Raw genomic sequence first — 13,058 nt, forward strand, 5'->3', positions numbered from 1 at the left:
GGCCGCGATGCGTGGACGATGCTTCCAGCCTAAACCCTCCGAGCGGCACAATTGTGGAGATCGCCTGTGTCGCCCTCGCATCGCACATTGTGGCGCGGCGGAATGGGCTGACTCCTTACCCCGCAGTTCCGGGTAGAATTAGCCAGGAACTGACCCACGAAAGGAATAATATGCGTGTCCTGGTTACCGGCGGTGCCGGATTTATTGGCGCGAATTTCGTTCACCAAACTGTCGAGGATTATCCGGATGCCGAAGTTGTCGTCCTGGATAAACTCACGTACGCGGGTAATCCCAAGTCCATTGAGGGCCTGGACCGCGTTACCCTGGTCCAGGGCGATATTGCGGATATGGATACCGTTGATCCCCTGGTCAAGGATTGCGATCTGGTGGTGAATTTCGCGGCGGAATCCCATAACGATAATTCTCTTGTTGATCCCTCCCCCTTCATTCGCTCCAACCTGGTGGGTACCTACACGATTCTGGAAGCGGTACGCCGCCACGGAGTACGCCTCCACCACATTTCCACCGACGAAGTGTACGGGGACCTGGAGATTGACGAACCGCGCCGCTTCCAGGATGGCGATCCCTATATCGCTTCCTCCCCGTATTCGGCTTCCAAGGCCGGCTCTGACCTGCTGGTACGCGCCTGGGTGCGTTCTTTCGGGGTGGAAGCCACCATTTCCAATTGCTCGAATAACTACGGCCCCTACCAGCACGTGGAGAAGTTCATTCCGCGTACCGTCACCAACCTCCTGGACGGTATCCGCCCGCGTATCTACGGCACCGGCCTCCAGGTGCGCGATTGGATCCACGTGCGCGATCACAACGTGGCGGTATGGGAGATCATCAATAAGGGCCGGATCGGGGAAACCTACCTCATCGGCGCGGACGGCGAAAAGAATAACCTCGAGGTCGTCAAGATGATCCTCCAGGAGTTCGGCCGCGAACCCGATGATTTCGATCATGTGAATGACCGCCCCGGCCACGATCAGCGCTACGCCATTGATAACTCCAAGCTGGTGGAAGAAACCGGCTGGCAGCCGAAGTTCAAGGACTTCGCCGCGGGTCTGCATGACACCGTGGAATGGTACAAGGCCAATGAAGAGTGGTGGCGCCCGCAGAAGGAAGCCGTGGAGGCCAAGTACGCCAAGACCGGCCACTAAAGCGCCCCGCCCCGGCCCATCGGCACTGCCAGCATGAGCTGCCTGCATGAGCCGGCCTTCCGCTGCCCCGTTCGCACTTCTCCGATGCGCACCCTGAGTGCCGCGAGGAGCGCGAGCGGGGCTGCGCTATGCGTGGGAGCCTCGCCGCGGCCCCCCTTCCGTGTCCCACCGAGCCGCCGCGCGGCAGTCCGGCTATACTGAACGCAACCCAAGAGCTAGGAGCATCATGCAGATTGCTGTGATCGGGCTGGGCTACGTGGGCTTGGCCAACGCCGTCCTTCTTGCCCAACACCACGATGTTGTCGGATCGGATCTCAATCCCGCGAAAGTGGATGCGATTAACGCCCGCACGTCCCCGATCCAGGATGCCAAAATCGAAGAGTTCCTCGCCACGAAGCCGCTTTCGCTGCGGGCTACCACCTCGAATATTGAGGCGCTTACGGGTGCTGATTACGCGGTGATCGCCACCCCTACCGATTACGATACGGAGACCAATGCCTTCGATACGGCCTCTGTTGAAAGTGCGATTGCGCAGGTAGCTGAGGCGAATCCCGGTGCCGTCGTCGTTATTAAATCCACTATCCCCATCGGTTTTACCGCGCGGATGCAAGAAACGTTCCCGCAGTTGCGCATCGTCTTTTCCCCGGAGTTTTTGCGCGAAGGCAAGGCGCTACACGATAATCTCAACCCGTCGCGCATTGTTGTTTCGGGCGACGACGCCGCAGCTGCCCATTTCGCCCAGCTGCTGAGTGAGGGAGCTGAAGCGCGCGACGTCCCTATTATCCAGGTGGGAACCCGGGAAGCCGAGGCGATTAAGCTCTTCTCCAATACCTATCTAGCCATGCGGGTGGCGTATTTCAACGAGCTGGATTCTTTCGCGATGGCGCGCTCCCTCAACGCCGCGGAGATTATCCGCGGGGTGGGCCTCGATCCGCGTATCGGGGATCATTACAATAATCCCTCCTTCGGCTACGGCGGCTACTGCCTGCCCAAGGACACGAAGGAATTACGCGCCGATTTCGAAGGCGTGCCCGAAAACCTCATGTCCGCTATCGTGGAATCGAATGACACCCGGATCGAGTTCCTGGCTACCCGCCTGGCCGGGGCCGGCTACGCCACGGTGGGGATCTACAAGGTCGCCATGAAATCGGGCTCGGATAATCACCGGGCTTCGGCGGCCCTCAGCCTCGCGGCGCACTTGCGGGCGCGGGATGTGGGGGTGCTTGTTTACGATCCGGCGCTGAAACCGGGCGGCCTCGGGGATATTCCGGTGCTGGATTCCTGGGAGGAATTCCAGGATCGCGCGGATGTGATTATCACGAATCGCCTGGATGGCACCATGCCGGAAACCTCCACCCCGGTGCTCACCCGCGATATTTTCGGGCGGGACTAAAACCGGCGCTCAAGCGCAGCGGCGCGCTTGCGCCTAGAGGTACGGGCCGGGGATTTCCGCTTCATAGCGGTATATCCCCAGCCCGTATGTCTTGACCGAAACTCGTGCCTATCGGTACTTAGCGCGAGCGCACCACCCCGAGGGTTTGGCCGCCCCGGCCATCCCAATCACCGAAGATGACCATATCGCTGTGACGCCCGTAGGTAACATCTTCGGTCACCTCCGGGCCGCTGAGCGGGCCGCGCACCACGTACACATTCCCGCGGCGTACCACGAGGGTGGAGCGCTGGGGCTCAATCTTCGCGGCGAGCACCTCATCGCCCGGGTTCCCGTAGGCCATTTCCCCGGAAACCGCGCTAGTGGCCAGGTTATCGGTGAAGATAAAGACGTTGCCGCGCCGCACCGCCAGGGTGTCCACGCCGTCGCCATTCCAATCGCCCACCAGCCAGGTATCCCCCGGGTTGCCGAAGCAGTAGACCGCATCGGCCGGGCCGGACGTGAGGGAATTGCGCACGAGCAGCAGGTTGCCGCGCCGCACCGCGAAGGTATCCACGCCGTCGCCGTCCCAGTCGCCTACGAACACCTCGTCATCGGCACGCCCGAAGCTGAAGACCCGGGTGGCAACCCCGGAGGTGAGGGTATCGCGCACGTGGAAAATATTGGAGCGGCGAATCGCCAGGGTATCGCGCCCATCTGCATTCCAGTCGCCGGTGAGGATTTCATCGCCGCGCAGGCCGTAGTCCATCACAATATCGGCGGTGCGCCCCCAGCCATTAGCGAGGAAGAAGCGCGGTGGGAAAGGTGCCACATTGGAGGACGGGCGCGGATTGCTCGGCGCGGGAGCCGGCGGGGCGGGCGGGCGCGGTGCCGGTGGCTGAGTGGGGCGTGGCGCGGGCTGCGTCGTCGTACCACCACCGGAACGCAGCTGCGTATAGATACGGTAGGCGTTCTCACGAATGGAGCCGATGGAATCGTAAATCGTGCCCGGGCAGGAAGTATTGCCCACATCGCGGTGCCCCACGATACGCGGCATCGCTTCGCCGGAACGGTAGCGCGCCGAATTATTGCGCTGCGGAATGGTCAGCGAGGTAGTGCCGCGCGGATCCAGGCCCGCGAGCGCGAATTTCCAGCCGGCCACATCCGCGAGGGTATTAAGAATGGTTTGCGAGGGGCGGTGGTCCGCGGTGAAGGTGCCGAGCACAGACACGCCCATGGTTCCGGTATTGCGCCCGGCAGCGTGCGCACCAATGGCCATGGTGCCGTCCTGGGATTGCAGGGTGCCGTAGCGCCCTTCCCACTTCCCGCCGTATTTATCGACGATCACGTTATAGCCAATATCGCCCCAATCGCGGGTCACGGCGTGGAACGCGTAAATCCCGCGGATAACACGCGGTACCCCGGCCTGGGTGTAGTTATTCGAGCCGGCGGTGTGGTGGATAACCATGCCCTGGAAGGTGGCGTATTCCACCGGCCAGGTCATGAGGGAGCCGTCCGCGCCCCAATCGGCGCGGGTGTGGATCCCACGAGTGCCGATACGGTTGGTCCAATCGCGGGCGGTGGGAAGCAGGCCGTTCGCCACCACGCTGCCCTGCTCCAGGGTGCCCCCACCGCGCGCGGCGGAAAGCGAAGCCCCCAGGGCCGGAATCTCTTCTTCACCCTCTTCGGGATTGACCACCGGATCGGTTTCGGTCCCGCGTTCGGGCAGAATCGGCGCGGTTTCAGCCTCCTCCACCTCCACGGTGTCACCCTCGGCGGTGTAGGCAATATCGATGCGCAGGCCGGCCGGGAGCGGGCCCTCGCCCTGGGTAATACGCACCTGAATACCGGTGGATTCCCCCGAGACGTTGTACTCCGTGCCGGGCCGTTCGCGCTCGGTTTGGGACTCCTCGCCCACTTCGTACCAATCCGACCACTGCTCCCCATCCAGGGTGCGCATCTCAATGGAGGCACCCTCGGGCAGGCTCTCCCCGCGGTTCCAGGTCAGCCCGGCCACCGCGAAGGGTTCGTCCACCCGCACCGGGCTGGTGAAGACGGCGTAGTTATCAGCCAGCTCCGCGCCGGGGGCACTATCCTCGGCTCCGTTTTCGGCGCTTTTGTTTTCGGTTCCCACGGCGCGCAGAACATTCGTGCGCACCGCATTCGGTACGACGCCGCCCGCGCGCCCGGCACTCGCTTCTTGGGCGGGCTCGGCTTCCCCGGTGGGGTGCGAGGCCTCGGTGGGGTGCGCTGCCTCGCGCGGCTCGGCTTCCTTGGAGGAGCCAGGCTTACTCTCCGCTTCTTCGTCAATTTGTGCGGTGGCGGTGGTGGTGAGATCCCCCGCTTCGGTTGTTAGCGGAATAACAATACTGCCCTGTGCATCATCGTTCTCGGCAAAAGCGTAGCCCACAATCGGGACGGCAAGGCCCGCACTCGCGAGCGCCAGCACGGTTCCTAGAACAAGACCGCGACGTTTGGTCATTTTTTCCTCCGGTTCACGCCGCCCGCCACGATGAGAACTCATACGGGCAGCTTCCAGACTTACCTTACGGCAAAAGTCCCAATTTTCACACCCTTAACTCCGTTTTACTTTAACCTCATAAAAATACATCGGTGTTATTCGATTGAGGTCGCGGAGTGAGGGGTGGAGCCGCCTCGCGGATACTCGCAGCTCCGATGTGATTTTAATACGTTTTAGTTAGTTGGAACGACGACGCGCCGCGCGCGCCGCCCGCACGTGCAGCTGCGCCCGCAGCGCGAGCCCGCCCCGGATCACCCAGCGCAAGGGCGCCTGCCAGGGGCGCGCGTACACGCTATCGATATAGTGCGCCGCGCTGCGGTGGTGTTCGCGCAGCATGGCGGCCGGTTGGTCTTTCCAGGAAGCACCCTGGGAGTGAATCACTTCCGCTTCGGGGAGGAAAACCGAGTGCCAGCCCGCCCGAGCCAGGGCCTCCCCCAGGGCCACGTCCTCGAAGAACATGAAATAGGAATCATCGAAACCCCCCACGGCCTCGAAGGCTTCCCTGCGAAGCAGCAGGCAGGCCCCGGAAAGCCAATCCACCGGGTGGGCGCGGGTGACATCCGCATTGGAACGGTAGGAGCGGGAGAAGGGATTATTCGGCCAGATATTCCCGAGCAGCGCGTGCCCCACCCCGGAAATGATCCGCGGGAATTGGCGAGCCGAAGGGTAGATCTCCCCTTCCGGAGTGCGAATGAGCGGGCCGAGCGCACCGGCCCGCGGGAAGCGTTCCGCCCCGCGCACCAGGGCGTCGAGGGAGCCGGGGGTAAACACCACATCGGGATTGGCTACCACCAGCCACTCACCGGTAAAGCCCCGGGCTCCGCGGTTGGCGGCCCGGCCGTAACCGATATTTTCGCCGGTGCGCACCACCTGCGCCCCGTGGGCGCGGGCTACCCGATCCACTTCGGCGTGCTCGGAGCCGTTATCCACAATGATGCATTCGTGGGCTTCCCGCAGGGCTGCCGGGAGGGAGGCGAGAAAAGCTTCCAGTTCCGGCCCGGGATTGAAAGCCACGGTGATGACACGAATGCGCATGGTCCTAGCCTAGCCGAGCGCGCCGCTGCCCGCCGCCGCACTCGCGTGGAGGCGGGGGCACGGGCCCGCTTCCACACACCGCCGCGCACCCGCTAGCACCCGCCCGCGCCACCGTGCTTAACACCGCAGTGCGGCGCTTCTTCCAGCGGGCGACGCGCCCGAACCCCTATGATGAGGTGGTGGCAAAAAACTCACGCGCCGCAGCGCATCTGATCGGTGGACGCCGTACCTCTTCGTGGTGGCGGGTCGTGGTGCTGGTGCTGCTTGCACTTCTGCTCACCTTCGGCACGGCCCTGTGGTCCGCGTGGGCGCGCTACCAGGGGAATATCACCCGGGCGGATATTGATGATCTGGTTCCTTCCGCCGCCGCGGCGGAGCCGGTGGATCCTTCCGCGGGCCGCCCGCTCAATATTCTTGTTCTCGGTTCGGATGTGCGCAGCGGGGCTTCCGATATTGATAACGCTGGAGAATCCGGCGAAGTCGGGGGGATGCGCGCGGATACCACCATGATCATGCATATCAGCGCTGATCGTAGCCGCGTGGATATTGTGTCCGTGCCTCGCGATACCCTCGTGGATATTCCCTCCTGCACGATTCGTACCTCTTCCGGGGGCTCGGAAACGGTCACCACCCGCCCCGCCCCCGAAACCATGTTCAATTCCGCCTTCGCTATTGGCGGCCAGTACGGCGATGTTGCCAGCGCAGCCGCCTGCACCATGACCACCCTCCACCAGATGACCGGCATTACCTTCAACGGTTATATCGTGGTGGATTTCGCGTCCTTTATTTCCACCGTGGATGCCCTGGGCGGGGTTCCTATGTACTTCGCGGATGATTTGTACGACGAGCGCGCCGGCCTCGATATTGCTTCCGGGTGCCGCCTCCTCAACGGCACCCAGGCTCTGGCCCTGGCCCGGGCCCGCTACAGTGTGGGGGACGGCTCGGATATTTCCCGTATAGGGCGCCAGCACGAATTGGTGAGCGCGGTGGCCGCCGAGGCCCTCCGCTCCAATCTCCTCACCGATTTCGGCCGCCTCATGCGCCTGCTCGACGCCGCCACCCAATCCCTGCAAACCTCCCAGGAGATCGGCTCCATCAGCAATATTGTGGGCCTGGCAAATTCGCTGCGTTCCATTGACCCGGCCAATATCCGCTTCTGGACCATGCCTTTCGCGTGGGCCGGTAACCGCGTGGTCGCCACCGATAGCGCCGAATACGTGTGGGAGGCGCTGCGCCGCGACGTTCCGGTACGTGCGGAAAAGAATGCCGACGGCGTTTTCGTTGGCCTTCCCCCGGAAGGTAGCCCCGATGCTCTTCCCAGTACCGCCGCGGGTGCTACGCCAAGTGCCGGCAGCGCCGCTGCGGGCAGCGAAGGAGCGTCCGGAGCCGCGGGCAGCACCGAGGGTGATACCGGCACCGCAGACGCGAATTCCGAGAGCACGTCTACGCCGGCCGCTCCCGGCGCGGATGAGACCGCTTCCGCCACTTCTCCCACCACCGCCCAGAGCACCGAGTCCGCACCCGTGTGCACCCGAGAGAATGCGATTCCCTGAGCATGAACCGTTTCCATGGGGCTACCCCACCACCGTCCTTCCCGCCTAAGCGCAGGCTTCCGCGGCCCTCCGCGCAGGGCGCGCAGCCGGTCGGCCGCGGCCGCGCGGTGCCCCCGCAGGCACGCGAACAGCATCCTGATGTTTCCGGGGACCCCCGCGGCGGCGGGATTGCCCCCGCCGCCGGTGCTATCCCCGCTGCCGGAGCCACCCGCAATGCCGGGGCGCCGCGCCGGCCCGCTCCCGTGCAGCCCCCCAGTTTTGCGCCGCAGCGCCAGGTAGCGCCCGCTCGTCCGGCAGAATCTTTCGAACAGGCGCCCTCCTATCCGCCTGCGGCTTCCCAGCCGCAGGCCCGCGGCTACGCTCCGCACACTCCAAACGGTGGCTTTGCGCAGCACAGCGGCTTCCCGCAGCCCAGCGATTTTGGGCAACCCGCACCGGAGGTGCCCGGAATGGGTGCGCCTGCCCGGCGCGCACGGCGCCGCCATCCGTGGCGCTGGGTCGCTGGCGTCGTCGTCGTTCTTCTTATTCTCGCGGTGGCCTGGCCTACCTACCTGTTCTTCTACGGCAACTCCAAGCTCACCCGCGCGGATGCGCTGAGTGGAGCCGCGGCAACAAGCGGGACCACGTACCTGATTGTGGGCTCGGATGTGCGCGAGGCAGACGGCATTGATGACCCGACCGAAGGCGAGCGCGCGGACACCATTATGCTGCTGCACGTGCCCGAATCCGGAGCGCCGGCGCTGGTCTCCCTCCCGCGTGATTCTTACGTGAACGTGCCCGGGGAAGGCGAGCAAAAGCTCAATTCTTCCTTCGCGCTGGGCGGGCCGCGGCTGCTGGTGGAAACGGTGGAGGAACTTTCCGGGATGACCGTGGATCACTACATCCAAATTTCCATGGCCGGGGTGCAGCAGATTGTGGACGCCGCCGGCGGGGTGCGCCTGTGCTACGACGCCGACGTAGACGATGCGGACTCGGGCATGGTGTGGGAAGCTGGCTGCCACGATACCAACGGCGCCCAAGCCCTCGCTTTCGCGCGGATGCGTAAATCCGATCCGCTGGGTGACCTGGGGCGTACCAACCGGCAGCGCCAGGTGGTCTCCTCCCTGATTGGCAAGCTGAAAACCCCGGCAACGCTGGTGAATTTCCCGCTGCAGCGGCGCATGGTCGGCACCGCCGGCTCCATTCTTACGGTGGATGAAGGGACCTCGCTGTATAACGTGGGGCGGGCCGGGTTGGCGCTCGGAAGCGTACTGGGCGAGGGCGGTCTGGCCGGGGTTCCCCCGATTGCCGATCTGGACTACCGGGCCAACGGGCAGTCCAATGTGCTCCTCGATCCGCAGCGCACCCCGGAATTCTTCCGGAAGATGCGCGAGGGGACCCTGACTCCCGCCGATATGCTTCCCAGTTTCTAAAGCGTGATAGTCTCAGCGCGATGACTAGCCCAGCACCAGAGCCAACACCAGAACCGCGTTCCTCCGCCCGCGCCCGGGTGGACAAACTCATGCGCCGTTTACTCAAAGGCCAAACCTTCCGGCAGTGGCTCGTGGAATTCATGCAATTCTGCACGGTGGGCCTGGGTGCCTATATCGTCAATGTGGGTATTTTTAATCTGCTGGCGCATACCGGGCTGGTGCGCCTGCCCGGCGATCAATCCATGACCGCGAAAGTCATTTCCGTTACCCTGTCCGTGATTTTTTCTTGGGTGGCGAACCGGCTGTGGACGTTCCGCACCCAGCGTTCGGCGGAAAAAATGCGGGAATTCCTGCAATTCGTGGCGGTGAACCTGTGCGGGATGGCTATTGAGCTGGGATGCTTGTGGTTCTCTCGCTACGTGCTGGATATGCGCTCCCAGCTGGCCGATAATATTTCTTCCAATGTGGTGGGGCTGATTCTGGGCACCGCCTGCCGCTACGTGCTCTACCGCTACGTGGTGTTTCGGGTGCGCGAGTAGCAGATTTTAGAAACGCCGGCGGCGTGCCCCCACCGAAATTTCCCCGCCCGCGGGGAAAACTTTCGCCGGGTCGAGGGCCGCCGGGAGCGCGGCGAGGACCACCGAAAAAATAGGGGGCTGGGCCTGGGATAATTCCAGGCGCCCGCCGTTGCGTTCGGCCAGTTGGCGGGCGAGCGGCAGGCCGAATCCGGTGGAGCCGCCCAGGGAGAATCCCTGCGTGAAAATAGCTTCCACGAATTCAGGGGCTACCCCCTCTCCCTCGTCGCTAATATCGATAATGACGCCCCGGCCGGCTGGGCGCGAGGTGACCGTCGTCGTTCCCGCCCCGTATTTCAGCGAGTTTTCCACACACGTGGCAATAATTTGAGAAAGCGCCCCGGGATCGGAGAGCACCGGGCCGTGATCACCCACCGTGAAAACCACCTTGCGACCCGCGGCCGCGAAAGCACGCTCCCATTCCACGCCCTGCTGGGTGAAAATCGGTTGTAGCGCCACCGCTTCCGTGGCGCTTTCCTGGGCGCGTGAGGCGTGGAGCAGATCGGTGACCACCCCGGTGAGGCGCTCGACCTGTTCCAGGCAGCGGGTGGCTTCTTCTTTGACGTCCGGATCGTTGCTCAGGTACTGGATTTCTTCCAGCCGCATGGATAGCGAGGTGAGCGGGGTGCGCAGCTGGTGGGAGGCGTCGGCGGCGAATTGGCGTTCGGCGGAAAGCCGCCCGGCCATGCGATCCGCGGCCCGCGCGATCTCCTCAAAAACCAGGTCGATTTCTTCGATGCCGGAGGGTGCCATTTGCGGGCGGGTGGTTCCCGCACCCAGCTGTTCCGCGGCGGCAGCCAGGTAGATGAGCGGCGCGGAGATACGGCGCGAGACCCGCATGGCGATCCCCACCGCCACCAAAATCGCCACGATAATCGCCAGGATTTCCGCGCCTAGGAAAAGCAGCATATCGCGGCGGGCCCGCGCTTCATCGAGGGCATTGCGCGGGATCGTCACCCCGCCCATGACCAGCGCCGGAATACCGACCAGCAAAATGGCCGCCAGCGCGGTGCGGATCGTCATCCGCAAAGAACGTGCGCGCATGGGTTCTTCTTAGCGTGTTTCGAAACGGAAGCCCAGTCCCCGCACCGTGGAGATATAGCGAGGGCTGTCAACGTCGTCGCCCAATTTACGGCGCAACCACGAAATATGCATATCGAGTTTCTTCGAAGCGGACGCCTTTTCGTCCCCCCACACTTCGCTGAAGAGCGCTTCGCGTGATACAACATCCCCCGCGCGGCGAATGAGCGCGGTGAGCAATTCGAATTCTTTTGCGGTGAGCGCCAGCTCCACGCCCGCACGCGTCGCCCGGCGCGCCCCGGTATCCACCGAAATATCCTGGGCGGTGAAATGATCGGTGCCCTGTTCGGTGCGCCGCAGCAGCGCCCGCACCCGGGCTAGCAGCTCCGCGAGCCGGAACGGCTTGGTGACGTAATCATCCGCCCCGCTATCCAGGCCCACCACCATATCGACTTCTTCGGCGCGTGCGGTGAGAATAAGGATGGGGAAGGTGTGGCCTCGCCCGCGGGCCTGCCGCGCCACGTCCAGGCCGTCCATATCCGGCAGCCCGAGATCCAAAACCATAATATCTACTCCGTGGGCGAGCTGTTCCAGAGCATCCAGCCCGGTATCAACACACGTCACGGCATATCCTTCCCGCGCGAGCGCACGGGCCAGCGGTCCGGAAATAGCGGCGTCATCCTCAACAAGAAGCAAAGTAGTCACACTGAAAGTCTAAGCTATTTTCTTTTTTCACTCAGGGGTCAAGGCAAACGCTCCTAATGCGCCCGGATGCGGCGCAATTCCAGCACCTCGGTGGCCCCCAGGCCCTGCAAGGTCGGAGTCCCCACCGAGATCGTGGTGAAGCGATTCTCCCCCACCGCCTTGAGCGCGGTAGCCACCGGCCGCGAGGTGAGCACGGTACCCGGGGAGGCCACATCCGCCAGCCGGGAGGCCATATTCACCGAGGGCCCGAATACATCACCGAAACGCCCGAGCACCGGCCCCCAAGTGAGGGAGGCGCGCACCGCCGGAATCTCCGGGGTATCGCGCAGAGCCTGGGTCACATCGCACACAATATCCGCCCCGGTGACGATGTCGTCCGCGATAAAGAGGAAAGCATCGCCCATGGATTTCACCACGCGCCCGCCACCGCCGGTAATCACGGCCCGGCAGGTGTAATCGAAACGCTCAATAAACTCCATGAACTGGCGCGATGTCATCCGTTCGGTCCGGTTCGTGAAGGACACGATATCGATAAAGCCGACGGCGCGCGGCAGCTGCGGGATCGCATCATCCTCATTAATATGCGCGATTTCCGCTTCCGTGTGGCGCAGCAGCGCGGCCGCCTGCCGCGACCAGGTGTAGGCGGCGGTGCGCCGCAAAAATTCTTCAATATCCGGGAAATGATCGAGCACCCAGCGCCGCGCATCCACCGGCCCGAGCCCGCCGCTAGTTTCGGCCAGCTCCAGGAGCGTTTCCACATGCCATTGCAGCATGCGATCCACGTTGTGGGCACTGGCGCGTAGCAGCGAGGTGAGGGCCGATTCGGTAAGCGGGGATTCCCCGAGCGATTCCGCCATCGCCCGCATCGCCCGAATATCCCCGTCCGTAAACACGAGTTCGCTATCTTCATCCACGATGGAGGGGAAACCGAGGGCCAGCCAAAAACGCCGCACCCCTTCCGTATCCATATTGGTCAGCTCCGCCGCCTGGCGCAGGGTATAGCGCGGCAGCCCGCCCTCGAGGTGTTCCATATAGGCGGAGAACGCGGTGCCTTCCGTTTCCGCAGGCTGCGGCTCATTGCGCGGTTCTTTGTGCGGCAACGACGCCGGCGCAGCCGGCAGTGCGGACTGAGAAGCGCGCGTGGCGCCCCCGGGCCGACTACCAGTATCCGGGAGGGAGGTGCGCGAACGCTGCGGGGTGCGAGCCGCGGTTTCTCGGCTCGGCACAAAATTACGATCCACCGGGGCTTCCATACGGGCGGCAGTCCCGGAGCGCGGCACCCCCGATTCGGGACCGAGGGGCAGATCAGCTGCGGTATTACGCCGCAACTGGGCCATATCATCCGCGCTGAGCTGCGCGCTAGCGGCCGGCTGGGCCCCGCCCCCGAGGAGGTAGGCGATGAGATCCGGGCTCATGGCCGGGCCGATGCTGGAGCGTTCCCGCGCACTCCGGCCCGCCCCGGCCCCGGTTCCGGGTGATGTTTCGGATTGGGGTGCGGGGCGCGGCGCGCTAGCGAATTGCTCAGCCACACTCGCCCCTTCCCTAGCTGCTTAGCACCGGCGCAGCGCCACCTCAGGTGAGGAGAACGGGGAGCGCCAACCGCCGGCTATAAATAAAGTGCCTTCCATCACAGTATACTAGTCGTCCTTGACACTAACGTCCATGTTTTCATCCGGGGATTTTGCTGGGAGTGGAGTGGCGGGTA

At 63.8% G+C, this 13,058-nt stretch carries 10 protein-coding genes; 5 read left to right on the forward strand and 5 right to left on the reverse strand.

The window, feature by feature from the left end; genetic code table 11:
- Positions 1 to 170 precede the first annotated feature (170 nt).
- A complete protein-coding gene (gene rfbB, locus ACRQEC_RS04975) occupies positions 171 to 1,163 on the forward strand; it encodes a dTDP-glucose 4,6-dehydratase (protein ID WP_016443166.1) in 993 nt (330 codons plus the stop codon).
- A gap of 226 nt (positions 1,164 to 1,389) precedes the next feature.
- The gene (locus ACRQEC_RS04980; protein ID WP_284889320.1) at positions 1,390 to 2,556 is read left to right on the forward strand and encodes a nucleotide sugar dehydrogenase; all 1,167 of its coding nucleotides are present in this window, start codon (positions 1,390 to 1,392) and stop codon (positions 2,554 to 2,556) included.
- A gap of 118 nt (positions 2,557 to 2,674) precedes the next feature.
- Here the strand turns inward: ACRQEC_RS04980 and ACRQEC_RS04985 are convergent, their stop codons facing one another.
- Both ACRQEC_RS04985 and ACRQEC_RS04990 read right to left on the reverse strand, forming a co-directional pair.
- Positions 2,675 to 5,056: an N-acetylmuramoyl-L-alanine amidase gene (locus ACRQEC_RS04985; RefSeq protein ID WP_284889321.1), complete on the reverse strand. Its 2,382-nt coding sequence runs from the start codon at positions 5,054 to 5,056 to the stop codon at positions 2,675 to 2,677.
- Between the two features lie 174 nt (positions 5,057 to 5,230).
- Positions 5,231 to 6,088, reverse strand: a complete 858-nt coding sequence (locus tag ACRQEC_RS04990) for a glycosyltransferase family 2 protein (protein WP_284889322.1) — start codon at positions 6,086 to 6,088, stop codon at positions 5,231 to 5,233.
- A 179-nt stretch (positions 6,089 to 6,267) separates the two neighbouring features.
- Between ACRQEC_RS04990 and ACRQEC_RS04995 the strand changes: the two genes are divergently transcribed.
- The 3 genes from ACRQEC_RS04995 to ACRQEC_RS05005 are packed head-to-tail and all read left to right on the forward strand — an operon-like array spanning position 6,268 to position 9,592.
- On the forward strand, positions 6,268 to 7,641 hold the full coding sequence (locus tag ACRQEC_RS04995; protein ID WP_284889323.1) for an LCP family protein: 1,374 nt from the start codon (positions 6,268 to 6,270) through the stop codon (positions 7,639 to 7,641).
- Positions 7,642 to 7,643: 2 nt separating this feature from the next.
- Complete coding sequence (locus tag ACRQEC_RS05000) at positions 7,644 to 9,053, forward strand: LCP family protein (protein WP_284889324.1); 1,410 nt, start codon at positions 7,644 to 7,646, stop codon at positions 9,051 to 9,053.
- Positions 9,054 to 9,073: 20 nt separating this feature from the next.
- Complete coding sequence (locus ACRQEC_RS05005; protein ID WP_284889325.1) at positions 9,074 to 9,592, forward strand: GtrA family protein; 519 nt, start codon at positions 9,074 to 9,076, stop codon at positions 9,590 to 9,592.
- A gap of 6 nt (positions 9,593 to 9,598) precedes the next feature.
- Here the strand turns inward: ACRQEC_RS05005 and ACRQEC_RS05010 are convergent, their stop codons facing one another.
- The 3 genes from ACRQEC_RS05010 to ACRQEC_RS05020 are packed head-to-tail and all read right to left on the reverse strand — an operon-like array spanning position 9,599 to position 12,882.
- Positions 9,599 to 10,672, reverse strand: coding sequence for a sensor histidine kinase (locus tag ACRQEC_RS05010; protein ID WP_284889326.1), 1,074 nt, complete (start codon positions 10,670 to 10,672; stop codon positions 9,599 to 9,601).
- A gap of 9 nt (positions 10,673 to 10,681) precedes the next feature.
- Positions 10,682 to 11,353 (reverse strand): response regulator transcription factor, encoded by a 672-nt coding sequence (locus ACRQEC_RS05015; protein WP_026428345.1) that lies wholly within the window; start codon positions 11,351 to 11,353, stop codon positions 10,682 to 10,684.
- A 53-nt stretch (positions 11,354 to 11,406) separates the two neighbouring features.
- Entirely contained in the window at positions 11,407 to 12,882 is a 1,476-nt protein-coding gene (locus ACRQEC_RS05020; RefSeq protein ID WP_284889327.1) for an adenylate/guanylate cyclase domain-containing protein, read from the reverse strand.
- Positions 12,883 to 13,058 lie beyond the last annotated feature (176 nt).

This window comes from Actinotignum saccati, assembly GCF_051265055.1.
In the GTDB taxonomy this organism is placed as follows: domain Bacteria; phylum Actinomycetota; class Actinomycetes; order Actinomycetales; family Actinomycetaceae; genus Actinotignum.